Below are 25317 nucleotides of genomic sequence, written 5' to 3' on the forward strand. Positions count from 1 at the left end.
CTCTGCTGGCGGCAGGACCGCGAGGTCCGTCCCCGCCACACTCCCGACCGTTCGAGGAGAACCCCATGCCCCGCCGCCTCGCCGGACTGCTCGGCACGGCCACGGCCGCCTCCGCCGCCCTCGCCCTGCTGGCCGCCACCCCGGCCGTCGCCGTGGCGCCGCCGCTCACCGCGCCCCGGATCATCGCCCACTTCGACCTGGCCCAGGGCCTCCAGCCGGAGAACATCGCCCTCGAACCGGACGGCTCCGCCGACCTCACCTTCTCCTTCGCCCGCGCGATCGGCCGCGTCGACCCCGACGGGAACCTCACCCTCCTCGCCACCCTGCCCGCCCCCGCGGACCCGAACACCCCGGTGCTCGGCGCCGCCGTCGTCAGCGGTATCGCCCGCGCCCACGACGGCACCCTCTACTTCGGGTACGCCACCGGCACCGCCGATCTGACCGGGATCTGGCGGCTCTGCCCCGGCGGCGCACCCGAGCGGATCTCCGCCTTCCCGGCGGACAGCCTCCCCAACGGCCTCGCCCTCGACGAGCGCGCGGGCCTCCTCTACTCGGCCGACTCGGCGCTCGGCGTGATCCGCACCGCCCCCGTGGCAGGCGGCGACCCGACGGTCTGGTCCGACGACGCGCGGCTCAGGCCCACCGCGGCCTTCGGCGCCAACGGCCTCAAGCTCCACCACCACGCCGTCTGGGTCGGCAACACCGACACCGGCACCCTTCTGCGCATCCCGCTCGGCCGGAACGGGACCGCGGGCCCGGCCGAGGTCCGCGCGACCGGTCTCCCCGGGCTGGACGACTTCGACTTCGCGGGGCACGGCGACGACGTGATCGCGGCCCTCAACAGCGGCAGTGAGGCCGCCCACATCGCGGCGGACGGGACTCATCACACCGTCCTCACCGGTGCGGACGGCCTCTCCAACCCCACCTCGGTGGCCGTCCGCGGGGACACCGTCTACGTCCCGAGCGCGGCGTACTTCACCCGGACCGACCCGAACCTGCTGCTCGCCACGGTGGAACGGTAGCGGTCGGCCGGCGGCCCGGACAGGCCCGGGCACGCCCCGCACGGACCCCGCACGGACCCCGCACAGCACCGCCGGAAGACGGCTCAGCCGGGAGACGGCTCACCCGGAAGTAGCTCGCGCGGGGGATGCCGATCGTCTCCGGGGAGGACGCCTCCTCGCCCCTGCCGCGCCACGGTGGAGCCATGACGATCAAGCACTGCGGGCCCGGCCCGACCCGGCCGGACCTGCGTCGGACGCCCCTACCGACCCCGGGCGGGAGGCCGGCCACCGGCCGGCGGCCCACCCCGGGCGGGAGGCCGGCCACCGGCCGGCGGCCCACCCCGGACGGGTGGCCCGGGGCGGTCGCCGCGGCATGGGGGCTGCTGTTCGCGGTACCCAGCTTCGTCTGGGCTGCGGGCAGCACCCTCGGTGCCCGGTCGACGGTGTCGCCGTCCCTGCTGAAGCTGGCCGACGACCGGGTCACCTGGTTCGTGGCCGTCCTGTGGGTGACCGGATTCCTGAAGCTCTTCGGGGCGCTGGTGGGCGTCGGCCTGACCCGCCGGCGCGGCGGGCGGACCAGCCGCCCCCTGGTGCTCTGCGGCGGCGGAGCGGCGGTGCTGCTCCTCTGGCACGGCGCTCTGTTCGTGGGCCACGGCGTGCTGGTGGAGGCCGGGGCGCTCACTCCCGCACCCGACCTGGTCGGGCTGACCCGCTGGTACCTCTACCTGTGGGGGCCGTGGTTCGTCGGCGGAGGCCTGGCCTTCGCCGCCGCCACCACCCGGTACGTCCGCCGCCACGAGGACCGGCGCGGGCTGCGGCGCTTCGGCGCCGCGGGGGCGCTGGGCGCGTTGCTCCTGTCGTTGGCGTCGACCGTCACCGGGATCGGATGACGACCGTCGCGCGCCCACCGGCCACGCGACGGTCCACGACTGCTCGGCGGGGGCGAGCCCCCGCCCGCCGGTCACAGCAGGCGCTTGATGTCGCCGCGCGCCCGGTAGAACCCGCCGTTGCCCGACTCCAGCACCTCCGCCACCACGTAGCGGGCCCCCGGCACCCGGATGTCCTTGGGGAACTGCACCCGGCGGTTCCGGTCGAACCCGGCCGACACCACCCGCACCCGCACCCGGGTGCCCTCCTGGACGCACTCCACCTCGATGCCCCCGGCCGCACCGGCCGAGCCGGCCACCACCACCTCCAGCTCGGTGCCCGCCACCGCCGCCTGCCACCCGCTGCCGTCCACCTCGGCGGCCTGCGGCACCTGGCCGCCCTCGGCCGCCTGGACCGCCTGCTCGCTCGCGTCCAGGCAGGCCAGCGAGCCGTCGGTGGTCACGATGTAGAGCCGGCCGTCGCGGTACTGCATGCTGTAGGCCGAACCGCAGCCCGTGCCGAGCTTCCACAGGCGGGTGCCGTCCGCGGCGAAGCAGTAGACCGAGGAGTGGTTGTCCCCGGCGAAGACGTACCGGCCGTCGGGCGAGGACGCGCAGGAGAACACCGCGGCGTCGCAGCGGTAGCGGGCGGCCTCGGAGCCGTCCGTCTTGCGCAGCCGGTGCACCCAGCCGCGCGAGGTGCCGGCGAACACCTCGTCGCGCTCCTGCCAGCCGAACAGCACCTCGCCCTCGGTCGGCGTGTGCCAGACCGGGTCGCCGCTGCGGGCCGCGTAGCGGGCGACGCCGCGCGAGTGACCGTGGAAGACGCCGTCGTCGTCGCAGCGCACCATCCAGCCGTCGGAGCCGGTGGCCTTGCGACGCCACTGGAACTCGTCCTCGTGGTCGACGGTGGTGATGCCGCCGCGCGCGTCGGCCACGCCGAGCACCCCGTCGTGGATGTCCAGCCAGTAGATGTCCACGTCCTCGGCGATCTCGTACGCCACCCGCGGCACCTTGCCGCCCAGGTCGTACACCTTGCCGTCGTCGCACCCGGCGTAGATCCACCAGTCGTCGGCCACGATGCACTTGACCCCGTCCGGCAGCCCGTACCGGCCGGTGACCCGCCCGTCGTGGGTGAGGATGTAGACGTCGCCGCGCTCGTTGCCGACCCAGGCGTGCTCCTCCCCGACGAAGATCCCGAACGCCGCGGCGCCCGAGCTGAAGCGCCACAGGACCGGCGCCTGACGGGCCGTCGACCCGCTGCTGACGATCGCCCGGCGGGTGACCGCCCGTCGCTGCCGCACCCCGCGCACCGCCGGGGCATAGCCCTTGCGGACCTTCTCCCCCAGCTTCTTCGCCGCGGCGGCGGCCGCCTTCTCCACCGTCGGGTAGGAGGTGCTCTTCTCCTGGCCGCTCTCACCGATCCGCCCGTACCTGACCGTCACGACCACGCCGGCGATCCGGACCTCGTAAAACTTGTGCGCGCTGCCCGCGTCCTCGGACAGCTCCAGATAGGTGACCTGCTCGTCGGCGGCGACTGGCATGGCAAGGGCCCCTTTCGGGCGACGTCGGAAGCGTCGTCGCACGGGCCGTACCCGCCGACACCGCACAAGCTAGCCATTGCCACCGACAACCCGACGGGCACCCCCACCGACGGCCGCACGGCCGCGCTCCCCGGGCGGCGGCCGTACCGACGGACGGCCACCGCCCGGGTCGTCCGGCGGCTCAGCCCAGCCGGGCGGCCAGCCGGCGCAGGGCCGAGGAGAGGGCGGACGGCCGGGTCGACGAGCGGGCCGACGGCCGGCGCCGCGCCCGGTCGGTGTCGCACGCGGTCGGACCGCCGCCGAACTCCTTCGCAACGGAAGGCAGTTGCTCGGCGGACGAGGCGGACGGGGCGGTCGCTGCCGGCGTGGCGGGCAGGGAAGGCGTGGTGGTGCGGCAGGCCTCGGCGCGCACCAGCGCGCCCATGGCGGTGTAGACGTCGAAGGGCATGGTGGATCTCCTGCGGTGTGAACCCGACGGTGGACACGGCGGGACCGCGCGGGGGCCCAGGACCCCCGAGCACGGCCCCGGGGCCGGTCAGCAGCGCAGGACGGTCCCTCGCCCGGCCCCGTCGGGGCGGGCGGGATCGGTGCCGGGGCGGCCCGCCGCGCGACCGGGCGGGGCACCGGCCACGAGGCCGGCCACCGTCCGTGGCGCCGGGGGCAGCAGGCCCGGCAGCGGAGCCCGGGTGTGCTGGCCCGCCCGGTGGGTGGAGGCGGTGCCCGAGGTGCTCCCGTGGTCGCGCCGGCGTTCGCCGGGCTCGGGGCAGGTGTCCGGGTCGAGCGGCACGGCGGGCGCGGCGGGCGTCTCCTGGACCGTCACACAGCGGTCCAGGGCGAGGCGGTGGAGGGAGTCGACGGTCCCGGCCCCGGTCAGCAGGGCGAGGACGGCGGCCAGCAGGACCGCGAGCGCGCAGCGGGTCGCGACGTCACCGTGCCGAACCGTACGCCCCATCCGCGCCCTTCCGAACGACCCCCGTCGTCCAGCTAACCGCCGCCTCCGCCCGACACCCGCCCGCCCCACCCGATGGAGTGAAGGACTTCACTCACCCGGCGGATCCGGAAGGCGGGCGGGGCGCGAACCCGGCGGCGGACGGATCGGTCGGCGGCGGACGGACCGGCCCGGGAGTGCCGGAGGCGTCGGACCGCGCGTGCCTACCCGATCTGCACCACGGCGGCCCACTCCGGCGGGGCCTCCGGTTCGTAGTCCAGGTCCTCCTCGTCCAGGTGCGAGTCGGTCCGCGCCCGGGGGAACAGCCCGACCACCGTCCGGCACGGCGGCCGCGACTCCGGCCAGGGCGTCTGCCCGTCCGTCAGCACCACGACGACGTCCGGCCGGGACGGGCCCCGCAGCGCCCGGGCGAAACCCGTCCGCAGGTCGGTGCCGCCACCGCCCACCAGCGGGATCCCCTCGGCCCGGCAGAGCGGGTGCGCGACCCGGGCCGCCGCGTCGCACGGGAGCACGGTGACCAGGTCGCGGCGGCCGCCCACGGCCCGGGCGATCGCGGCCACTTCGAGCAGCGCGCTGCCCAGTTCGGCGTCGCTGACCGAGCCGGAGGTGTCGATCACCACGGCGACCCGGGGCGGTCTGCGCCGCAGGCTCGGCAGCACGACGCCGGGCAGCCCGGCCGAGCGCCGCGACGGCCGGCCGTAGGTGTAGTCCTCGCCCGCGCCCGAGCCGGCCGCCGCCGTGCGGACCGCCGCGCCCAGCAACTCCCGCCACCGCTGCGGCGGGTGGAAGGCCTCCTCGGCCCACCGCTGCCACGCCTGCGGCGCGCTGCCCGGCCGGGCGGTGATGCCCTGCGCCACCCGGAACCGCACCGCGTCCCGCTCCTGGGCGCTCAGCCCGTGCGCGCCGTCCGGCCCGAACTCCCACTCCCGCTCCAGTCCGTCGGCGCCGCTGCCGCAGTCCAGCCAGATCAGGCTCTCGGTCAGCGGCCCGAGGCTGAACAGGCGCAGGTAGTCCTCCATCAGACCCCCGTCGGGGAGCCCGAGGGAGGTCGGGCGGACGGCGCCCTCGGGCTCGACCAGCCCGTCGCCGAAGGCATCGTCGTTGATCTCGCAGTCGGCCGCGATGTTCATCCGCAGCCGCTCCCCCGGGCCGGTCAGCCCGCGCTCCTCGGCGACCCGGTCGCTGCGCCCGTGGTGGTCCCGCAGCAGGTGCGAGACCTCGTGCACCCAGACCGCGGCCAGTTCCTCCACCGGCGTGCGGTCCACGAAGACCGGTGAGACGTAGCACCGCCAGTGCCGGTCCACCGCCATCGTCGGCACGCGCTGCGACTCCACGGTGTGCAGCGCGAACAGAGCCGTCGCCAGGTAGGGCCGGACCTTCGCCGCGTGCAGCCGGGCGGCGAACAGCTTGTCGAGGTCCAGCCCCCGGGGCCCGTCCGGCACCGCCGCCCGGCCCGCACTCATCGAACTCCCCGGACTCATCCGGCTGATCGGGCTCCCCTGACTCCCCTGACTCCCCTGACTCATCGGCCCGCCTTGGCGGCGACCCGGGCCACCGACCGGTCGGCCCGGTTCGACAGCGAGACCACCCCGGCCAGCCGCTCGATCGCGGCCGGGACGTCCCAGTCCGGCCGGCGCAGCGAGGCGAGCGTGGTCGCCGGGACGACCACCAGGTCCGGGGCGCCGGTCTCGGTCGCCCGGACGAGCAGCGTCCACGCCGCGTCCCAGCGGTCCTTCTCCGGCCGCTTGCGGACGGCGGCCACCACCCCGTCGAGCACGGCCTGGCGGAGGTCCCCGCGCTCGGGCAGTTCGGCGCCGGCCGGATCGGCCAGCAGCTCCTCCGGGTCCGGGAGGTCCATCCGGTCCAGGCTCGCCAGCAGCTCCAGCCCGGGTCCGTCCCCCACCGTGCCCCTGACCAGCAGGGAGAGGACGTCCCGGGAGGAGCCGGCCGCGGTGGCGAAGGCGACCAGGCAGAGCGCCGTCTCCCAGCTCCGGGGCGACGGCCAGGCGCCGCCCCGACGGGTCTCGTTGGCGGGCAGCCGGTGGACGAGCGCGGGGCGGGCGGCGAGCAGGCCGCAGACGGCGCGCCGGGCGAAGGCGACCGACTCCGCCAGCCGCCGCGGGTCGAGCCGCGGCAGGGTGGCCCGGGGCCACGTCCCGCCGAGGCCGCGGACCACCACGTCGTGGTCGTGCACCCACTGGAGGTGGACGAAGCGGTTGGCCAGCGGCGGGCTCAGCTCCCAGCCGTCGGCCGCCGAGGCGCGCGGGTTGGCGGCGGCCACGATGCGGACCTCGGGCGGCAGTTGCAGCGCGCCGATCCGCCGCTCCAGGACGAGCCGGAGCAGGGCGGCCTGGACGGCCGGCGGCGCGGTGGACAGCTCGTCGAGGAAGAGCAGCCCCCGGCCGGCCCGGACCAGGCGCACGGCCCAGTCCGGCGGGGCCATCGGGACGCCCTGCTGCGCCGGATCGGAGCCGAGGACGGGCAGGCCGGAGAAGTCGGACGGCTCGTGCACGCTGGCGATCACGGTGGTCAGCGGCAGGTCCAGGGTCTCGGCCAGCTGGGTCAGGGCGGCGGTCTTGCCGATGCCCGGCTCGCCCCACAGCAGGACGGGGCGGTCGGCGGCCACCGCCAGGGTGAGCGCCTCCAGTTGGTCGTCGGGGCGCGGTTCGGTACCGGTCTCGCGCAGCAGGGCGAGCAGTGCATCGGCGACGTCGAGCTGGGAGGCCCGGTCCGGGTCGGCGAGGGTGGCGGCCGCCGAGAACGGGACGGCCGGGGAGTCGGACAGGGACGTGGACAGGGACGTGGACATGGGCATGTTCGATCACCTCGGAGTCTGGGGGGAGTACGTGAATGTGGGGAAAGGGCGGCGGGCGAGGCCCCGGATCAGCGGGCGGTCGCCCCGAGGGCCCCGGAGCGGCGGTCGCGCGGGCGGCGGCGGTACGGGCTCGGGCTGTGCTCGACCAGGCCGGCCCGGAACAGCCCGTAGCTGATCCGTCGCCGCGCGGCCGACTCCAGCTCGTCCCGCAGCGCGCCGCCGCGCAGCAGGGCGTCGGGGCCGAGCAGCCCCTCGACGACCGCCAGCGCACCGGCGGTGTCGCCGTGGTCGAGCCGCTCGCGGACACCGCGGAGGCCGGCGGGGCGCCGGTGCGCCTCGTCGATGGCCTGCAGGCAAGGCAGCGGTGTGCCGGTCAGCGCGACCAGCAGCTCCTCCCGGCGGATCTCCGCCGGGTCGTGGTCCAGCGCCGTCAGCACGCCGTCGACCAGGCCGATCCGGTGCCGGGCCCCGCGACAGTCCACCGGGCGCGGCTGCCCGGGCCGGTCCTGGAGCGGGGCCGGTCCGGCCGGCGCGTGGCCGGGCGCGAGCGCCGCGGCGACCAGCGGGTGCAGCCGGTCGGCCCCGATCGCACCGGTGCGGAGCAGATCGAGGTCGGGGAGCACCCAGGTCGCCGCGTCGGGCAGCACCGGCAGGACCGGGCCGGCGCCGCCGACGGGCGCGGCGACGATCCGCCGGGCGGGCGGCCCCGGGCCGTCCCGGTCCGCGACCGGCTCCAGGAGCAGCCGCCGCCGCGCTCCCAGGCGGACGTCCACCGGCCCGGCGGCGCGCCCCTCGGCGGCGAGCAGGATGTCGGCCTCGGCGGCCCAGCGGTCGACGGCGCAGCGGAGCCCCGGTGCGTCCGGCAGGGGCGGCGGCTCGCCCCGCGGACCGGGCTCCCGGTCCGGCCGGGAGCGGCCGTCGGCGCCGGACCGGTGGCGCAGTTCGCCGCTGCGGTGGGCGTCCCACAGGTGGCGGTGCAGGTCGAGACGGAACCGCCGGTCGGGGCGGGGGTGGGGGTAGCGGGAGGCACCGGCCGCGCGGTGGGAGCCGTCCCAGAGGGCGAGGCTGATCCGCTGGCCGGCGTCCGCCCAGGCGGGCGGCGTCCGGGCGACGAGCCGCACCGGGGGCCCGCCGTCGGGCCGGTGGGCGTCGTAGCGGGCCAGGGCGACCGTCAGGCCCGGGCGCAGCAGACCGTCCGGGGCGATCCTCGGCAGATGCCAGCGGAGCAGGTCGGGGGCCAGTCGGCGCAGGTCGGCGCGGAGTTCGGCGGCGAGGGCCCGGCCGTGGGTGCGCGTGACGGTGCGCAGGTCGAGGTCGACGTCGATGTTCGCGGCGGCGCAGGCTCCGGCCCAGTCGCCGGCCTGCCGGCGGGCCGTCGCGGTCTCGATCATGGACGGCGGCACGGCGAACTCGCGCACGCGCAGCCAGAGGGAAAGGCGGGAAGGCCTGTTCGCGGTCGAGGTGAGCATCAGCACTCACCTTGCGCGGACGGGGCCCCCAATCCGAATGCGGAAGGAGTAGTCATCGCGGGGAGCGTAGCGCTGGTGCCGTCGGGCTGTCAGCCGCTTTTCCGCAGGCTTGCCCCGACGGACCGGGCGCGACCCGACGGACCGGGCGTGCCCCGGACCGGTCGGTCCGGGGCACGCCGTCGGCTCGGCTACGGCACCTTGGCGTCGGGCAGCCGGACGCCCTTCACCAGGCAGTCGCGGAACTCGTACCAGGGCGCGGGGCCCGTCCAGCGCAGGAAGCCGGCGGCCCCGGTGCCCTCCGACCGGTTGGCGAACCGGCTGCCGTCGTACAGCAGCTTGCCGGCGGTGGTCGCGGTGCCGGAGGTCACCTGGTGCGACCCGAGCAGGGCGCAGTCCTGGTAGCGGATCACCGGCCCGCGCGAGGGGTTGACGGCGTCGAAGCGGTACACGTGGGGGACGACGGTGTCGTCCACCCAGGACTCGAACGAGCGGGCCGTGTCGTCGCAGGACACGAAGGTGATGCTGCCCTTGTACCAGGAGGAGTCGATCACCTTGTGGCCCGGGCCGCGGATCTCGAAGCGGATGCCCTGGGCGTACAGGCGCATCACCGAGTCGGCGCGCGGCGAGTTGGCGCCCAGCTTGAAGAAGGTGCCGGTCGACTTGGCGTCGACCAGGATGTACGACCCGCCGATGAAGTTCATCGAGCCGCCGCGCTCGTTGCGCACGAAGACGCCGGACTGGAACTCCACCTTGCAGTCACGGAAGGAGAAGTTGAGGAACTGGTCCTGCTGCTGCTCGGTCGGTGTCCCGCCCATCACCAGGAAGGCGTCCGCGTAGCTGCCGCTGATCTGGCAGTGGTCCCAGCCCATCTCGCTGTTGAGGTTGGAGTTGGCGGTGGGGCCGTCGAGGACGATGCCGGCCTTCCAGGTGCCGCGCCAGTCGACGTCGGTGTACCAGGTGTCCTGCACGCCGAAGGTCTTGGAGGAGTACGAGTAGTTGAACGTCGCGGTGGCGTCCTGGCTCTCGAAGGTCAGACCGCTGATCCGGATGTTCCGGTAGCGGTCCATGTTCCGCCAGAACACGGTGTCGCGGACCGTCGGCGCGTACACGATGCGGGAGAGGCGCTTGCCGAACCCCGTGATCGAGATGCCGTCGATGACGCTCTGCTTGGTGCGGTCGGTGTTCTGGGTGGCCGGCAGCAGGCTGTCGGGCTGGGTGAGCAGGTAGGTGCCCGGCGGGATCAGCAGGACCTTCCTCGGGGTGACGCCGGTCTCCGGCGCACCGGCGAGGACCTCGGCCACGGCCTCCCGGAAGGCGGTGTCGCTGGGCGTGGCCCCGGTCGGGTCGGCGCCCTTGGCGACCACGTCGACCACGTACCCGCCCGCACCGGCCGCCACCGCGGCGGGCGCGGCGAGGGCGCTCTGGCCGCCGAGCGCCAGGCTCCCGGCCACGGCGCCCGCGCCGGTCAGCCCGGCGAGCAGGGCGCGCCGGCCCGGACGGCGCCCCGGGCCGCCCTCGTCCTCGGGCCCGGAGGCCCCGGACCGCGTGCCGTGCGTGGAATGTGTGGACATCGCCAACCCCCGTCGATCAGAACTGTCGGGGCCACGACCCTTGAGTGGATCATGACCGAACACCGTGATCATCTGGCATGTCCCGGCCCCGGCACAAGACTCCGGACCGCCCGGATCGGCCCGCCCGGCCCACCCGGCCCGCCCTGAACGTCCGGGGCCCGGACCCGGGCCACCCGGGCGGGCGCACCGGACGGCGGGCCCGGTGGCGCGTCGGTAGCTTGGGCGGGACAGCCGCGGCACGGAGCAGCTGGGCCGCGCAGCAGCGCAAGACCGGGCAGGTTCAGATGGTCAGTGGCGAACTCGATCTCACCGGGCTCCGGCGGGTCTACGGGCGCCCGGGGAGCAGGCTCTTCTACACGCTCGTCTGTCGCAACGCCCGGCACTGGGGGTGGACCGAACCGGGCCAGTCGAAGTGGCGGTGCTGGCAGGCGCAGCGCCGGCTGGAGGGCGTCCTCGGCCGGAAGCTGTCGCTGCCCGCCGGGTCACGGGTGCTGGACGCCGGCTGCGGCGCCGGGGTGGTGGCGCGGCAGATGGCCTCCCGGTTCGGCCTGCGGGTCACCGGCGTCGACGTGCTGGACTTCCACGTCCGCGAGGCCCGCCGGCTCAGCGCCCGCGCGGCGCTGGAGGAGCGGACGAGCTTCCTCTGGGGCGACTACCACGACCTGGAGTTCCCGGACGGCTCCTTCGACGGCGTCTACTCGATGGAGACCCTGGTGCACGCCTACGACCCCGAGCGGGCGCTGGCGGAGTTCCACCGGGTGCTGCGGCCGGGCGGACGCCTGGTGCTGCTCGGCCCGGTGGGCGCGCCGCCGGAGGAGATCAGCCCCGAGGGGCACGCGGTGCTGGACCCGTTCATGGACGCGATGGTCTTCCCCGGGGCCAAGCGGTACGACTCCCGCAGCCTGAGCGTGCTGCTCGCCCGGGCGGGCTTCCGGGTCGAGGAGGCCCTGGACGCCACCGCCCGCTATCGGCCGACCTCCGACGCGCTCTACGCCTACTTCCGGCTGCCGTACGCCCTGCTGCGGCTGTTCGGGCCGGCCGAGAAGTGGCTCAACCTGCGGTCGGTGGTGGAGATGTACCAGGTGCGGGAGTACGTCTCGTGGTTCGTGCACACCGCCGTGAAGCCTTAGCCCCGCGCCCCGACCCGCGCACCCGACCCGCGCCCCGCCCTCAGCCGACCCGGGCGCCGAGCATCCGCAGCACCAGCTCGCCGTAGCGGCGCCCGAGTTCCTCCGGGCTCTCGCTGCTGCGGTCGGTGTACCAGCGGGACACGTCGATGCCCAGCGAGGTGACGGCGCGGGCCGCCGTGCGGACCTCGGCGACCTCGAAGGCGCCGGCCGCGACGCCCGCCGCGATGAGGGAGCTGACCTCGCGCTCGATGTCCAGCCGCAGCGCGGCGACCACCGTGTAGGCGTCCTCCGGCAGTGCGTGCAGCTCGTAGTTGACCACCCGGCCGACCGTCCGCGCCCGGGCGTGCCAGGCCGTGAACTCCTCCACCAGGCGCCGCATCCGGGCCACCGGCTCGCCCTCGCCGGCCACCGCGTCGCGGACCAGGGTGAGGGTGGCCGCGTGGCCGGCCCGGCTGATCTCGGCCAGCAGGGCGGCCTTGGACGGGTAGTGGATGTAGAGCGCGGCCGGGCTCATCCCGGCGGCGGTGGCGATGTCCCGGGTGGTGGTGGCGTGGAAGCCGCGCTCCGCGAAGGACTCGACGGCGGCCTGGAGCAGCCGGAACGCCGCCTCGGGGCGGGCGTCGGCGGCGCCGGGCAGGGCCGGCCAGAGCTCGGCGATGGGCGTGCTGGTCATGGCGCCATCCTCGCAGATGAGTCGTACCGGAATTCCGGCTGCGCCGGCCGGGAGGCCCGGCCGACTGTTGACAGGGTCCCCCACCGACAGCATGCTAAGCAAGCGCTTAGTCACGAGCCCGGTCGGGTGGTCCGTCCGGCCGGCCCGGCAACCCTTGGCGGCCGGGCCGGCCGGACGGCGCGGGACCCGACAACTCCGCAGAACCGTGCGAAAGGACCCTCCGTGGTGCACTCCTTCAAGGGCCAGGTGGCCGTCGTCACCGGATCCAGCCGGGGCATCGGCCTCGGGATCGCGCGCGAGCTGGTCGCCCGCGGGGCCCGGGTCTGCCTGACCGCCCGCACCGCCGAGCCGCTCGCCGAGGCCGTCCGCGACCTGGGCGGCCCCGAGGTCGCCATCGGCGTCGCGGGGAAGGCGGACGACCCGGCCCACCAGGACGAAGCGGTGGCCCGCACGATGGAGGCCTTCGGCCGGCTGGACCACCTGGTCAACAACACCGGCATCAACCCGGTCTTCGGCCCGGTCCTGGACACCGACGAGGCGGCCGCCGCCAAGATCCTGGCCGTCAACGTGCTCGCCCCGCTCGGCTGGACCCGCCGCGCGCACGCCGCCTGGATGGGCGAGCACGGCGGCTCGGTGGTCAACGTCGCCTCGATCACCGGTATCCGCGCCTCCCTGGGCATCGGCATGTACGGCGTCTCCAAGGCCGCCCTGATGCGGCTGACCACCGAGCTGGCCGCCGAACTCGGTCCCCGGGGCATCCGGGTGAACGCCGTGGCGCCGGCCGTGGTCAAGACGAAGTTCGCCGCGGCGCTCTACGAGGGCCGCGAGGAGCAGGTCGCCGCCGCGTACCCGCTGGGCCGCCTCGGCGTCCCGGAGGACGTGGCGGGCGCGGTCGCCTTCCTGCTCTCCTCCGACGCCGCCTGGATCACCGGCCAGACCCTGGTCGTCGACGGCGGCGTCACCCTCGGCGGCGGGATGTGACCGCCGTGACGGACGAACACGGGAGCCCGGCCGCCGAGTACGCGGGCCAGGGCGTGGTGGTCACCGGCGCCGGGCGGGGGATCGGGGCCGCGCTGGCCCGCGCCTTCGCCGCGGCCGGTGCCCGGGTGGTCGTCAACGACCTCGACGCCGCGGCCGCCCGGAAGGTGGCCGCGGACTGCGGCGCCGCCGCGGTGCCCGGCGACGCGGCCTCCGCCGAGGGTGTCGCCGCGCTGGTCAGCGCCGCCCGGGCGGCGCTCGGCGACATCGACGTCTGGTGCGCCAACGCCGGCGTCGCCCCGGTGGGCGGGGCCGGCGCGCCGGCCGCCGCCTGGGCGAGCGCCTGGGAGGTCAACGTGCTCGCCCACGTACGCGCCGCCGACCTGCTGCTCCCCCGCTGGCTGGAGCGCGGCAGCGGACGGTTCGTGGCCACCGTCTCGGCCGCCGGGCTGCTCACCATGCTCGGCTCGGCCCCGTACGCCGTCACCAAGCACGGCGCGCTCGCGTTCGCCGAGTGGCTCGCCGCCACCTACCGCCACCGGGGCGTGCGGGTGCACGCCCTCTGCCCGCAAGGGGTGCGCACCGACATGCTGGCCTCGACCGGCGCGGTCGGCGAGGCCCTGCTGGCACCGACCGCGCTGGACCCGGAGGACGTCGCCGGGGCCCTGCTGACCGCGCTGCGCGAGGACCGCTTCCTCGTCCTGCCGCACCCCGAGGTCGCCGAGTACTACGCAGCCCGCGCCACCGAGCCGGACCGCTGGCTCGGCGGCATGAACCGGCTCCAGCGGGAGCTCGAAAGGAACGAGGCGCTGTGAGGGCCTGGCAGGTCACCGAGCTGGGCGAGCCGCGCGAGGTGCTGCGGCTGGCCGAGGACGTACCGCGCCCGGCTCCCGGGCCCGGGCAGCTGCTGGTCCGGGTGAAGGCCGCCGCGGTCAACTTCCCGGACGCGCTGATGGTGCGCGGCCAGTACCAGGTCCGCCCGCCGCTGCCGTTCACCCCCGGCGTCGAGCTCTGCGGCGAGGTGGTCGCGGGCGAGCGCGCCGGGGAGCGGCTGATCGGCACCCCGCTGCTACCCGCCGGCGCCTTCGCCGAGTACGCCCTGCTGGACGCCGCGGCGGCCTTCCCGGCCCCGGCGGCGCTGGACGACGCGGAGGCCGCCGCCCTGCACATCGGCTACCAGACCGCCTGGTTCGCGCTGCACCGGCGGGCCGCCCTGCGGGCCGGCGAGACGCTGCTGGTGCACGCGGCGGCGGGCGGGGTCGGCAGCGCCGCCGTCCAGCTCGGCCGGGCGGCCGGCGCGCGGGTGATCGCCGTGGTCGGCGGCCCCGCGAAGGCGGCCGTCGCCCGCGAGCTCGGCGCCGACCTGGTGGTGGACCGGACCGCCGAGGACTTCACCGCGGCGGTCAGGGAGGCCACCGGCGGACGCGGCGCGGACGTGGTCTTCGACCCGGTCGGCGGCGCGGCCTACACCGGCTCCACCCGGTGCGTCGCCTTCGAGGGCCGGATCGTGGTGGTCGGCTTCGCCGCCGGCGAGATCCCGGCGCCCGCGCTGAACCACGCGCTGGTGAAGAACTACAGCATCCTCGGCCTGCACTGGGGCCTCTACAACACCCGTGACCCGCAGGCCGTGCTGGCCGCCCACGAGGAGCTGACCCGGCTGGCCCGGGCCGGTGTGGTGCGACCGCTGGTGAGCGGGCGCCTCCCGCTCTCCGGGGCGGCCGAGGCCGTCCAACGGGTCGCCGACGGCCGCAGCACCGGCCGGCTGGTGGTGCTCGGGGAGTAGCACCGGCGGGGCCGCACCCCGGTCACCCGGCCGAGTCCGCGGCCGCTCCCGCGCCCTGCGCGATCACGTCCAGGGCCGGGCGCGGCGGGCGGCCGAGCAGGGTGGCGAGGTCCCCCGGCTTGCCCGGCCCGGCCAGGAAGCCGTGGGCGATCGCCGAGTACGTCCCGGCCACCATCGGCACCTGGAAGTCCGCGGCGCCCGAGGCCGCCACGGCCGCCCGCGCCCCGGCCAGCGTGCCGGGCCGGTACTCGACCGTCCGTCCGCCGGCCCGGGACAGCGCCGCCGCGACGTCCGCGCCGCCCACCGCCTCCTCGCCGACCAGCTCGTAGACCCGCCCGGCGTGCCCGGCCGGGGCCAGCGCCACGGTGGCCGCGACCTCGGCCAGGTCCGCGCGGGCGACCGCCGCCAGCCGGCCGTCGCCGAGCGGCGCGGTGATCACACCGTCCCGGTCCGGCGTGGCCAGCGAGCCCAGCAGTTCGGCGTAGAGCCCGTTGCGCAGGATCGTCCAGCGCAGCGAGGCGGACTCGCGCAGTCGCCGCTCGGTCCAGCGGTGCGCCAGCGCGTAGGCCAGGTGGTCGCCGTCGCCGGAGAGGCTGGTGTAGACCACGTGCTCGACGCCCGCCCGCTCGGCGGCCTCGATCGCGGCCCGGTGACGGGCGGTCACCACGTCGTCCTCGCCGTAGCCGGCCGAGATCAGCAGCAGCGTCCGCACCCCGGCGAAGGCGGCCGCCAGGGTCCGCGGCCGGTCGAAGTCCACCGTCCGGACGGGTACGCCGGCCGCCGGGGTCCGCTCCGGGGTGCGGCTGCCGGCCAGCACCCCGTCGAGCCCGCCCGGCCGCGCGGCCAGCCGCTCCAGCACCAGAGCGCCGAGTCCTCCGTTGACACCGGTGACGAGAAGCACCACGACCTCCAAGATCGGTTCCGGGCCCGCGGCTCTCCGCGCCGCCCGGTGACCATCCTCGGTACCCTGACCGTTCGGCGTAAGGAGGCACTTCGATGTCAGTGGGGCACACCGCGGTAACCACCCCCCGGCCGGTGGTCTGGTGCGAGGACGGCGTGGACTGCGGGATCCGCGGGCTGCTGGACCGGCTCGGCGACAAGTGGTCCGTCCTGGTGGTGGTCGAACTCGCCCAGGGCGTCCGGCGGTTCCGCGAACTCCAGCGCGCCGTGCCGGGCATCTCGCAGCGGATGCTGACCCTGACGGTACGCCGGCTGGAGCGGGACGGGCTGGTGTCGCGGACCGTCCACCCGACCGTCCCGCCGCAGGTGGACTACGAGCTGACCGCGGTCGGCCACAGCCTGACCCATCTGATCCGGGCCATGGTGGACTGGTCCTACGACCACCACGACGCGATCCTCGACTCCCGGCGCGACTGGGACGCCGCCAACCCGGACTCCGAGATCCGCTGACCGCGCCCGGGGCCGGTGCCGCCCCGGCCCGCCCCCGGGCCGCCCCGGGCCCGTGTCAGCGGGCGAACTCCATCTCCGGGAAGCGCGGCGAGGGCCCGTCCAGCAGGTGGTCGTCGTGCCCGCGCAGCCACCGGTCGAAGAACGAGGCCACGTACGCCCGGGTGGCGAGCACGGCCCGCTCCGGGCGGACGTCACCGACGTCGGCCCGCAGCGCCTCGCCGTCCACCGCGCCCTGCCGGGCGAGTTGGGGCAGCAGCGACTGCGCGTCGGTGTACGAGCCGTGCTGCGAACCGGCCAGTGTGACGTCGGCGCGCCAGCCCCGGCTGTGCTGCCAGAGGGCGTCCCAGCCGGGCTGGTGGTGGTGGTCGCCGGAGTCCGCGCTGTGGGTGCCCATCAGCAGGAACGGGCGGTCCAGACCGTCCTCGGCGACGCTGCTCAGGAAGACGCCCTCGCCGGTCGGCCCGGGGAAGTGCAGTTGGCCGTCCATGTTGACGCCGGCGGTGACGCGCGGGTCGTCGTGCATGGTCTGGACGGCGGTGAAACCGCCGGCCGAGTGGCCCACCATGCCGATCCGGGTCAGGTCCAGCGAGCTCCCGAGACCGGCCGGGAGCCGCCGGTCGGTGCGCAGCGCGGCCAGTTCGTCCAGGACGAAGCGGGTGTCGTCGACCCGGGCCCGCATCGCCTTGCGCAGCAGGGCGCCGATGTCGAGGTCGGGCGTGCCGAGCATGCCGGGGAAGACCGACGTGGCCAGGCCGCCGTCCGGAAAGGCCACCTCGGAGGCGTCGTAGGTGTGGTCGACGGTGACCACCACGTAGCCGCGCGAGGCGAGGTCCTCGACCAGGCCGGTGCCCCAGGTGCGGGGGTCGCCGAGCCCGGCCGAGTAGAGCACCACCGGGCGCGGGCGGCCGCCGCCGGGCAGGGCGGGCGCGTCCTGGCGGGCGTGCGTGCGGATCGCCGACCAGTCCGTCCGCCCGCTCGCCGCGCGGTAGTTGAAGACGGCGGCGCCGCCGTCGCCGCCGAAGTGCTCGGCGGCGCCCGGCTCCATGGAGCGGGCCCGTTCGTCGCCGACCGCGGGGCGCGCGGTCGGGTACCAGAGGCTGATCATCAGTTCCCGGGCCCGCCCGGGCTGCCACGGGTCCGCCCGTCCGGCGTCGGTGAGGTGCAGCGAGGTGGTGCCGACCGGGTACGGCCCGGTGGGCTGCGGCAGCCAGGCGCGGGCCAGGCGCTCCGGCACGGCCGGCGCGTCCAGCGCCGCCGCCGGCGCGACCGCCGTGCCCAGCACCGCCGTGGCCGCCAGCAGCGCCGCGATCCCGGTCCGCCTGCCCTGCCCCGAGCCCCGCCTGCGCGTGACACCCCGCACGACTTCCCTCGTCACTCCCCGCATGGCTCCCCCAGCTCCTCACCGTCGACGGCCGCCGCCCACCGGCCCGGCCCGTACCGTGACCGTACGGGCCGGGGTGGTGCACGAACGTCATACCGCGGAGCCAATTGCCGCCGTGCTACCGCGGTATGACACGCCGGGCGCGGTGCCCGACGGTCACCCGCCCGGCGGCCCGCGCCCAGGGGGGTTGGCAAAGTCGCGTCGCGGACCCGGCGGGACTCTGCCGACACCCCTTAGCGGTCGGCCGCCCGGTGGCGCTTGAGCTCGCGCCGGGCCAGCGAGCGCTTGTGCACCTCGTCCGGTCCGTCGGCCAGGCGCAGTGTGCGGTTGCCGGCCCAGAGCTGGGCGAGCGGGGTGTCCTGGCTGACGCCGGCCGCGCCGTGGGCCTGGACGGCCTTGTCGAGGATCCATTCGACGGTGCGCGGGGTGGCGATCTTGATGGCCTGGATCTCGGCGTGCGCGCCGCGGTTGCCGACGGTGTCCATCAGCCAGGCGGTCTTCAGCACCAGCAGCCTCAACTGCTCGATCCGGACCCGGGATTCGGCGATCCAGTCCTGCACCACGCCCTGCTCCGCGAGCGGGCGCCCGAAGGCCACCCGGTCCAGCGTCCGGCGGCACATCAGCTCGACGGCGCGTTCGGCGATGCCGATGGCCCGCATGCAGTGGTGGATCCGGCCGGGTCCGAGCCTGGCCTGGGCGATCGCGAAGCCGGAGCCCTCGGCGCCGATCAGGTGGCCGGCCGGGACCCGGACGCCGTCGAAGTGGACCTCGGCGTGGCCGCCGTGGTCGGCGTCGTCGTAGCCGAACACCTTCATGCCCCGCCGGACGGTGACCCCGGGGGTGTCGCGCGGGACGAGGATCATGCTCTGCTGACGGTGCGGCTCGGCGCCGGGGTCGGTCTTGCCCATCACGATGAAGATCCGGCAGCGCGGGTTCATCGCGCCGGTGATGTACCACTTGCGCCCGGTCACGACGTACTCGTCGCCGTCGCGCTCGATCCGGGTGGCGATGTTGGTGGCGTCCGAGGAGGCGACGTCGGGCTCGGTCATCGCGAAGGCGGAGCGGATCTCGGCGTCCAGCAGGGGCCGCAGCCACCGCTCGCGCTGCTCGGCGGAGCCGAACTGGGCGAGCAGCTCCATGTTGCCGGTGTCCGGGGCGGCGCAGTTGAGGGCGGGCGGCGCGAGCTGCGGGCTGCGCCCGGTGATCTCGGCGAGCGGCGCGTACTGGAGGTTGGTCAGGCCGGCGCCGCCCTGCCCCGGCCGGTCCGGGTGGTCCGGGTGGTCCGGGTGGTCCGGCCGGTCCGGGTGGTCCGTGTGGTCCGGGTGGTCCGGCAGGAAGAGGTTCCACAGGCCCTGCTTGCGGGCCTCGGCCTGCAGCTCGGCGACGATCGGCGGCACGTCCCAGACGGGCCGGGCGGGGTCGGCCAGCTCGGCCTCCAGGACGGCTTCGGCCGGGTACACGTGCCGGTCCATGAAGGCCAGCAGGCGCTCGCGCAGCTCTTCGGTCCGGGCGTCGTAGGCGAAATCCATCGGTCGGTGCTCCTACCGGGCGGTGAGGGTGGTCAGGCCGTGTTCGGCGAGGACGGGTGCGATCTCGGCGGCCCGCTCGAAGCCGGCGCCGAGGGTGCGGCCCTGCCGGAAGCGGAAGTGGATGCCCTCGGCGACGACGGCGAGCTTGAAGGAGGCGAAGGCCACGTACCAGTCGAGGTCGGCGGCGGCGCGTCCGGTGAGTTCGGCGTAGCGGGCGACGAGTTCGGCGGCGGCGGGGAAGCCGGGGGCGGTGGCGGCGGAGGGGATGATGCCGCCGCCGACACCGGCGAGTTCGGTGTACATCACCAGCAGGCCGACGTCGGTGAGCGGGTCACCGAGGGTGGACATCTCCCAGTCCAGGACGGCGGTGATGGCGTCGTGCCCGTCGACGAGCACGTTGTCCAGCCGGTAGTCGCCGTGGACGAGCGCGGGCGCCGGGGAGTCGGGCAGCCGGGCGGCGAGCAGCTCGTGCAGCCGGTCGACGCCGGGCAGGTCGCGGCTGCGGGAGGCGGCGAGCTGGGTGGACCAGCGGCGCAGCTGGCGCTCCAGGAAGCCCTCGGGGCGGCCGAAGTCGGCGAGGCCGACGGCGGCCGGGTCGATCCGGTGCAGGGCGGCGAGGGTGTCGACCAACCGCTCGCCGAGGGCGTGGACGCGCTTCTCGCCGAGGGCGGCGAGCGGGCCGGCGTCGCGGTGCGCGGTGCCGGGGACGTACTCCATCAGGTACCAGGGCGCGCCGAGGACGTCCGCACCGGTGTCCAGCAGCAGGGTGGCGGGGACGGGGACGCCGGTGCCGCGCAGGGCGGTCATCACCCGGTGCTCGCGGCCCATGTCGTGGGCGGTGGCCAGCACGTGCCCGAGCGGCGGGCGGCGCAGCACCCAGCGGGAGGTGCCGTCGGTCAGCAGGTAGGTGAGGTTGGAGCGGCCGCCCTCGATCAGCTCGGCCCGCAGCGCGCCCCGGACGGTGCCGGGCAGTTCGCGGTCCAGATGGCCGCGGAGCCGGTCGAGGTCCAGCCCGGGCGGGTCGGCGGGGGTGTCGGGCATGGGCTCACTCTCCTGGTCAGCGTTTCTGACTAAGCGCTTGCTTAGCATTCAGCGGAGGGCTGTGCGCTGTCAATGCCGCCGTACCGCCACAATGTCGCCATGAGGTTGATCCACACCCTGGCCGGCGCGCTGATCCTGGTGCTCACCGTCGCGAGCATCCTGCGCACCCTGGTCGTGCCGCGCGGCCTGTACTCCTCCCTGGTGCACCGGCTCTGGCGGGGCCTGCGGGCGCTGCTGCGGCTGTCCGCCACGCCCTTCGGCGGCTACCGCGCCCAGGACCGGGCGCAGACCTGGCTGGCGCCGCTGATCCTGCTGGGCATGCTCGGGGTGTGGCTCGGCAGCATGCTGCTCGCGTACACCCTGCTGCTGCACGGCACCTCGCGGCTGAACTGGGCGGTCTCCTTCCGGGAGGCCGGCTCCAGCCTCTTCACCCTCGGCTTCGCCAGCGGGGACCGGCTCCACCTCTCGGTCATCGACTTCATGGCCGCCGCCAGCGGCCCGCTGGTGATCGCCCTGCAGATCGCCTACCTGCCGACCCTGTACGGCGCCTACAACCGCCGCGAGGTGGAGGTGACGCTCCTCAAGTCCCGGGCCGGCGAACCCGCCTGGGGCCCGGAGCTGCTGGCCCGGCAGTCCCTCGTGGACACCGAGACCGCGCTCCCCCAGCTCTACCGCGACTGGGAGCGGCTCGCCGCCGACATCGGCGAGAGCCACTCCAACTACCCCGTACTGCTGTCGTTCCGCTCCCCGCAGCCGAACCGCAGCTGGGTGGTGGGCCTGATCGCCGTCATGGACGCCGCCGCGATCCACCTGGCGATCAACCCGCGCTCGGCGCCGCCCGAGGCCCGCCTCGTCCTGCGGGCCGGCTTCACCGCGCTGCGCGACGTCGGCAGCTCGCTGCGCGTCGCCTTCGACCCGGACCCGGCGCCGGACAGCCCGATCCGCCTCAGCTTCACCGAGTTCGACGCGGCGGTGGCGATGATCACCGCCGCCGGGTTCCCCCGCGAACGCTCCGCCTCCGACGCCTGGCCGCACTTCCACGGCTGGCGCGTCAACTACGAGGCCCTGGCCTACGAACTGGCCCGCCGCAGCGACGCCGTGCCCGCCCTGTGGACCGGCCCGCGCGACTTCACCGCCCCGCCCATCCCCCCGGCCCGCCCCGCCGACCGCCGACCGGAGGCACCGCCCCAGGGCTGGTAGGCCGGCGGCCACCCGGCCGGACGTCAGTACCCGGGTGCGCCGCCGTCGGGCCACCGGCACGCCCGGGCCATCGCCACCAACGGCGGCGCCTCGGCGGTGGGCGGGACCTCGTTCACGACCTGGTAGCCCCACGCCTCGTACAGGGCGAGCACCTTGCCGCCCCCGGCCGCCGGGTTGACCATCAGCATGACGCGCCCCTCGCCACGGCCGCCCGTGAGCCCCTCGTGGATCCGGCGCGCGGCACCGGTGCCGCGCCAGCGTGCGCGCACCCCCAGCTCCCTGAGCGCGAAGGTCGGCGCGGCCGTCAGCTCCGGAGGTGTCGCCCTGGCCAGCCGGGCCCACCAGCGGTCGCCGGACTCCACGGTGTTGCCGTACGCGTACCCGACCGGCTCGGTGCCGTCGTACCCGAGGACGGCCTCGAACCCCGGCTGCCCGCTGTGCAGCTCCAGGCGCTCGACGAAGGCCGCGACGGCGTAGTTCGGCAGGTGCAGCAACGGCGCCCGCACCTCCGCGTACAGCGCGACCAGCGCCCGGCGCAGGGCCGCCGTCAGTTCCCGGTGGTGGCGCAGCACCGTCTCCGTCATGGGGCAGCCCTCTCCGGCTCGCGAACGTCCTGCTCCCACGGTTCCGCACGAACACCGCCCGCCGCCAGAGGGGGTTCGGCACGCCGCCGAACCGGCCGAGCACGTCGGCCGCGCTCCGGGACCGGGTATCGCGGCCCCGGCCGTGGGGCGGCGGTCGCGTCGGCCGGCCGCCGCACGGGCGCGGCGCGTCAGACGTCGACCGGGGCGGCGGTGGCCAGCGAGCGCTCGGCGGCGGAGAGGATCTCGACCACCCGCAGGCCGAAGGCCGCGCCGCAGGGGTGTGGCTCGCCGGTGCGGGCGGAGTCGCGCAGGGCGTCCAGGGCGCGGTGGAGCGCGGCCAGCGGGCCCTCGCCGCGCTCGGGGAGGTGGACGACGCCCGACTCGCCGCGCAGCTCCATGCCCGTGCCGCCGGCCGCGAGCGGGGCGGTCAGGCTGAGCGCGAGGGTGCTGGACGCGCCACCGGCGTGCAGCAGCACGAGGTGGACGGTGTCCCGGGGGCCGGCGACCGCGGTCACCCGGACCGCGTCGCCCAGCACCGGGAGCAGCACCGAGAGCGCGTGGGGGCCGACGTCCCAGAGCGCGCCCTTCTCCTGCCGCCAGGGCGAGGCCGCGTACGGGCTGGTGCTGTCGGGTGCGAAGACCGAGCCGAGCCAGTCGGAGCGGCCGGTGAACCAGCCGCCGGTGGCGGCCTGCTTCTCGATCCACGGCAGCTGCTCGCCGCCGAAGCGGACGGTGAAGAAGACCACCGTGGCGACGCCGTGCGCCTCGGTGGCCTGGACGACACGCCGGGCGTCCGGGACGGTCAGCGCGACCGGCTTGTCCAGCAGCAGGTGGCAGCCGGCCTCGGCGGCGCGCACCGCGAGGTCCGCCTGGACGGTCGGCGGCAGCGCGATGGAGACGGCGTCCACCTCGGCGAGCAGCCGGTCGAGGTCCTGGTGGCCGGGCACGCCGTGCGCCTCGCCGAGCGCGGCGGCCGCCTCGGGCCGGCGGCCCCAGACGCCCGCGAGCTCGAAGTCGGGGTGCTCCGCCAGTACGGGCGCGTGCACCCGCTCCGCCCAGGGGCCGGTGCCCAGCAGTCCGATCCGCATGCTCTCTCTTCTCCCTCGCTCGTCCCTGCCCGGCGCCGTCGCGCGCTGCTCAGCGCTGGACGCGGGCCAGGGTGAACCCGTCGTAGCCCTTGCTGCCGACCGTCTGTACGGAGGTCGCGGACACCCGCGGCTCGGCGGCGATCAGGTCGTGCAGCCGGCGGATCGCGACCACCGCCGGGTCGTCGCTGTCCGGGTCGGCGACGGCGCCGCGGCGCACCACGTTGTCGACCACGATCAGCGAGCCCGGGGCGGTGAGCTCCAGCGCCCGGGCGAAGTACTCGGGGTTGCTCTGCTTGTCCGCGTCGATGAACACCAGGTCGAACGGCTCGGCGCCGTCCGCCACCAGCGCGGCCAGCGAGTCGGCGGCGCGGCCGAGCCGGACCTCGGCGACCTTCTCCAGGCCCGCCCGCGCGAGGTTCGCCCGGGCGACCTCGGCGTGCGCCGGGTCGATCTCCAGGGTGATCAGGGTGCCGTCGGCGGGCAGTGCCCGGGCCAGCCAGATCGCGCTGTAGCCGCCGAGCGTGCCGACCTCCAGGATGCGCCGCGCGCCCTGGGTGAGGGCCAGCAGGTGCAGCAGCTTGCCCTGGTTGGGCGCCACCGCGATGGGCGGCAGCCCCGCGGCTTCGGCGGCGGCCGTCGCGGCCTCCAGCACCGGGTCGTGCCCGACCAGCCGCTCGGAGAAGTAGGCATCCACCGCGTCCCACGTCTGCTCCGCCACAACGCCCTCCACCTGCTGCTTTACATGCCACCGCCGGGGTAGCCCGATGCTACCCCGGCGGGAGGACAGCTCTGCTGGAACGCTCCGTGACGATCAGTCCACCGCGGGAGCGCCCACCGCGGGCTCGGCGGCGGCGGCCGCCGCCTCCTCGGCCTCCCGGGCCCGGGCGGCCTTGCCGGCCCGGCGCTTCATCAGCCAGGCCGAGAGGGCGCCGCCGGCCGCGGCCAGCAGCAGACCCACCCAGGAGAAGCGCGACAGCCACTGCTCGGCGACCTTGCCGACCTGGTACACCAGCAGGGTGGTGCCGCCGGCCCAGACCACGCCGCCCAGCACGTTGGCGATCAGGAACTTCCAGTACGGCATCTTCAGCGCGCCCGCGAGCGGGCCGGCGAAGATCCGCAGCAGCGCGATGAAGCGGCCGAAGAAGACCGCCCACATGCCCCACTTCTGGAACGAGCGCTCGGCACTGGCCAGGTGGTCCGGCCCGAAGTGCTTGGGGAACTTCCGTCCGAGCTTCTCGAACAGCGGCTTGCCGCCCTTGCGCCCGATCGAGTAGCCGATCGAGTCGCCGATGATCGCCCCGAGGATCGCGCAGACCGCGACCCAGACCGGGCTGACCACACCGCGGGCGGACAGCAGGGCCGCCGACACCAGGGCGATCTCGCCGGGCAGCGGGATGCCCAGGGACTCCAGCCCGATGATCAGCGCGACCAGGGCGTACACCGCACCCGGTGGGACGCTCTCGATCCAGGCGTCGATGTGCAAGGCCGTACCTCCGTGGCAGGACGAGATCCGTTCGTGGGACGGGCCGTGCCCGGTCCGGCGGGTCTCGACGACGATCCGATGGCGGCACCAGGCCGCTCCCCGAAAGATGCAGCCTAACGTGCCGGGCGGCCTGTCCCCCCGGCCGATCACCCCCGATTACGACGTACGACACACCTCCGTGGTTCCGGATGGCGGCACCCGGCGTCGGGAAGCGGGGCCGGGCCCGCACGCCCCGGCGGACGGTGGCCCGGTGGTCGGTGTCGGAGCGCGGGCGGCGTCCGGGGTCAGACGCGGTACGCGGCGACGTAGCGGGCGGGGTCCCGGTGGAGGTCGCCGCGCCAGCGTCGCAGGCAACGGTCGGCGAACGTGCTGCCGGTCTCGACGAGGTCGTCCAGCGGGTCGAGGCAGGCGGGGACGTGCGGAGGCTCGACGCCGGCGGCGACACGGGCGGACAGGCCGGCCCGGGCGAGGCGGAGGAGTTCGGCGGCGAGGGGTCGGACGGGGTCGCCACCGAGCTTGGCGGACAGGCCCAGGGCGGGGAGCGCGGCGAGTGCGGCGTGATGGTCCTGCGGGGTGTAGTGCCCGAGCAACTCCCAGACTGCGGCTCAGGATTCGGGGTGCTACGTCAGACCGGTCCACAGGGAACGGCGACCCGGCCCCGCGCTCCGGGCACCGGGTGCGGGAGGGAACGCGGGAACGCAAAGCTCGTATCGAACATCGACACCGCACCTCTCCGCCGCGGGACTCCCGCCCAGCCTCGGCGAGGCATCGTTCGCATGCCACCCAGCGGCACCCATCCGGCGACCGCCCGGTGGCGCCGGG

Annotated in this window: 25 protein-coding genes; 8 read left to right on the forward strand and 17 right to left on the reverse strand. The window is 75.8% G+C overall.

Annotated elements, in window-relative coordinates:
• The first annotated feature begins 65 nt into the window (after nt 1–65).
• Both OG618_RS05430 and OG618_RS05435 read left to right on the forward strand, forming a co-directional pair.
• Nucleotides 66–1022 carry a hypothetical protein gene (locus OG618_RS05430; RefSeq protein WP_329486034.1) on the forward strand — a complete coding sequence of 319 codons (957 nt, stop codon included), beginning with the start codon at nt 66–68 and terminating at the stop codon, nt 1020–1022.
• 182 nt (nt 1023–1204) lie between these two features.
• Nucleotides 1205–1891, forward strand: coding sequence for a DUF3995 domain-containing protein (locus OG618_RS05435; protein ID WP_329486035.1), 687 nt, complete (start codon nt 1205–1207; stop codon nt 1889–1891).
• Between the two features lie 71 nt (nt 1892–1962).
• Here the strand turns inward: OG618_RS05435 and OG618_RS05440 are convergent, their stop codons facing one another.
• From OG618_RS05440 to OG618_RS05470, 7 genes are all read right to left on the reverse strand, one after another.
• Nucleotides 1963–3411: a WGR domain-containing protein gene (locus OG618_RS05440; RefSeq protein ID WP_329486036.1), complete on the reverse strand. Its 1449-nt coding sequence runs from the start codon at nt 3409–3411 to the stop codon at nt 1963–1965.
• Between the two features lie 181 nt (nt 3412–3592).
• Nucleotides 3593–3859 (reverse strand): hypothetical protein, encoded by a 267-nt coding sequence (locus OG618_RS05445; RefSeq protein WP_329486038.1) that lies wholly within the window; start codon nt 3857–3859, stop codon nt 3593–3595.
• 87 nt (nt 3860–3946) lie between these two features.
• A complete protein-coding gene (locus tag OG618_RS05450; RefSeq protein ID WP_329486039.1) occupies nt 3947–4363 on the reverse strand; it encodes a hypothetical protein in 417 nt (138 codons plus the stop codon).
• A 200-nt stretch (nt 4364–4563) separates the two neighbouring features.
• A complete protein-coding gene (locus OG618_RS05455; protein ID WP_329486040.1) occupies nt 4564–5823 on the reverse strand; it encodes a vWA domain-containing protein in 1260 nt (419 codons plus the stop codon).
• Nucleotides 5824–5882: 59 nt separating this feature from the next.
• Nucleotides 5883–7169 (reverse strand): AAA family ATPase, encoded by a 1287-nt coding sequence (locus OG618_RS05460; RefSeq protein ID WP_329486041.1) that lies wholly within the window; start codon nt 7167–7169, stop codon nt 5883–5885.
• A gap of 74 nt (nt 7170–7243) precedes the next feature.
• Complete coding sequence (locus OG618_RS05465; protein ID WP_329486042.1) at nt 7244–8644, reverse strand: hypothetical protein; 1401 nt, start codon at nt 8642–8644, stop codon at nt 7244–7246.
• 188 nt (nt 8645–8832) lie between these two features.
• Entirely contained in the window at nt 8833–10215 is a 1383-nt protein-coding gene (locus tag OG618_RS05470) for a hypothetical protein (RefSeq protein ID WP_329486043.1), read from the reverse strand.
• Between the two features lie 218 nt (nt 10216–10433).
• Between OG618_RS05470 and OG618_RS05475 the strand changes: the two genes are divergently transcribed.
• Nucleotides 10434–11345, forward strand: coding sequence for a class I SAM-dependent methyltransferase (locus OG618_RS05475; RefSeq protein WP_329486044.1), 912 nt, complete (start codon nt 10434–10436; stop codon nt 11343–11345).
• Between the two features lie 40 nt (nt 11346–11385).
• Here the strand turns inward: OG618_RS05475 and OG618_RS05480 are convergent, their stop codons facing one another.
• The gene (locus OG618_RS05480; protein ID WP_329486045.1) at nt 11386–12018 is read right to left on the reverse strand and encodes a TetR/AcrR family transcriptional regulator; all 633 of its coding nucleotides are present in this window, start codon (nt 12016–12018) and stop codon (nt 11386–11388) included.
• 222 nt (nt 12019–12240) lie between these two features.
• Here OG618_RS05480 and OG618_RS05485 point away from each other — a divergent pair, with 222 nt between their 5' ends.
• The 3 genes from OG618_RS05485 to OG618_RS05495 are packed head-to-tail and all read left to right on the forward strand — an operon-like array spanning nt 12241 to nt 14779.
• Nucleotides 12241–12999, forward strand: a complete 759-nt coding sequence (locus tag OG618_RS05485; protein WP_329486046.1) for an SDR family oxidoreductase — start codon at nt 12241–12243, stop codon at nt 12997–12999.
• A 5-nt stretch (nt 13000–13004) separates the two neighbouring features.
• On the forward strand, nt 13005–13811 hold the full coding sequence (locus OG618_RS05490; protein WP_329486047.1) for an SDR family NAD(P)-dependent oxidoreductase: 807 nt from the start codon (nt 13005–13007) through the stop codon (nt 13809–13811).
• Nucleotides 13808–14779, forward strand: coding sequence for an NADPH:quinone oxidoreductase family protein (locus tag OG618_RS05495; protein WP_329486048.1), 972 nt, complete (start codon nt 13808–13810; stop codon nt 14777–14779). Before OG618_RS05490 ends, OG618_RS05495 begins: the two co-directional genes overlap by 4 nt.
• A gap of 22 nt (nt 14780–14801) precedes the next feature.
• Here the strand turns inward: OG618_RS05495 and OG618_RS05500 are convergent, their stop codons facing one another.
• Nucleotides 14802–15680 carry an NAD(P)H-binding protein gene (locus tag OG618_RS05500; RefSeq protein WP_329492019.1) on the reverse strand — a complete coding sequence of 293 codons (879 nt, stop codon included), beginning with the start codon at nt 15678–15680 and terminating at the stop codon, nt 14802–14804.
• Nucleotides 15681–15775: 95 nt separating this feature from the next.
• On the opposite strand from OG618_RS05500, the gene OG618_RS05505 reads away from it, so the two are divergent.
• A complete protein-coding gene (locus tag OG618_RS05505; RefSeq protein ID WP_329486049.1) occupies nt 15776–16189 on the forward strand; it encodes a winged helix-turn-helix transcriptional regulator in 414 nt (137 codons plus the stop codon).
• A 55-nt stretch (nt 16190–16244) separates the two neighbouring features.
• Here OG618_RS05505 and OG618_RS05510 read toward each other — a convergent pair whose 3' ends face one another.
• The 3 genes from OG618_RS05510 to OG618_RS05520 all read right to left on the reverse strand — a co-directional run bounded on the left by OG618_RS05510 (nt 16245) and on the right by OG618_RS05520 (nt 20140).
• Nucleotides 16245–17564, reverse strand: a complete 1320-nt coding sequence (locus OG618_RS05510; RefSeq protein ID WP_329486050.1) for an alpha/beta hydrolase family protein — start codon at nt 17562–17564, stop codon at nt 16245–16247.
• A 239-nt stretch (nt 17565–17803) separates the two neighbouring features.
• Nucleotides 17804–19099 carry an acyl-CoA dehydrogenase family protein gene (locus tag OG618_RS05515; RefSeq protein WP_329486051.1) on the reverse strand — a complete coding sequence of 432 codons (1296 nt, stop codon included), beginning with the start codon at nt 19097–19099 and terminating at the stop codon, nt 17804–17806.
• Between the two features lie 12 nt (nt 19100–19111).
• Nucleotides 19112–20140 (reverse strand): phosphotransferase family protein, encoded by a 1029-nt coding sequence (locus OG618_RS05520; RefSeq protein ID WP_329486052.1) that lies wholly within the window; start codon nt 20138–20140, stop codon nt 19112–19114.
• 99 nt (nt 20141–20239) lie between these two features.
• Between OG618_RS05520 and OG618_RS05525 the strand changes: the two genes are divergently transcribed.
• Entirely contained in the window at nt 20240–21340 is a 1101-nt protein-coding gene (locus tag OG618_RS05525; RefSeq protein WP_329486053.1) for a hypothetical protein, read from the forward strand.
• Nucleotides 21341–21363: 23 nt separating this feature from the next.
• Here the strand turns inward: OG618_RS05525 and OG618_RS05530 are convergent, their stop codons facing one another.
• The 5 genes from OG618_RS05530 to OG618_RS05550 all read right to left on the reverse strand — a co-directional run bounded on the left by OG618_RS05530 (nt 21364) and on the right by OG618_RS05550 (nt 25085).
• A complete protein-coding gene (locus OG618_RS05530) occupies nt 21364–21924 on the reverse strand; it encodes a GNAT family N-acetyltransferase (protein WP_329486054.1) in 561 nt (186 codons plus the stop codon).
• 188 nt (nt 21925–22112) lie between these two features.
• Nucleotides 22113–23012, reverse strand: a complete 900-nt coding sequence (locus OG618_RS05535; protein WP_329486056.1) for a Gfo/Idh/MocA family protein — start codon at nt 23010–23012, stop codon at nt 22113–22115.
• Nucleotides 23013–23061: 49 nt separating this feature from the next.
• A complete protein-coding gene (locus OG618_RS05540) occupies nt 23062–23730 on the reverse strand; it encodes an O-methyltransferase (RefSeq protein WP_329486057.1) in 669 nt (222 codons plus the stop codon).
• Between the two features lie 93 nt (nt 23731–23823).
• Entirely contained in the window at nt 23824–24495 is a 672-nt protein-coding gene (locus OG618_RS05545) for a DedA family protein (protein WP_329486058.1), read from the reverse strand.
• 284 nt (nt 24496–24779) lie between these two features.
• Nucleotides 24780–25085: a hypothetical protein gene (locus OG618_RS05550; RefSeq protein ID WP_329486059.1), complete on the reverse strand. Its 306-nt coding sequence runs from the start codon at nt 25083–25085 to the stop codon at nt 24780–24782.
• Nucleotides 25086–25317: the final 232 nt, after the last annotated feature.

The organism is Kitasatospora sp. NBC_01246, assembly GCF_036226505.1.
In the GTDB taxonomy this organism is placed as follows: Bacteria; Actinomycetota; Actinomycetes; order Streptomycetales; family Streptomycetaceae; genus Kitasatospora.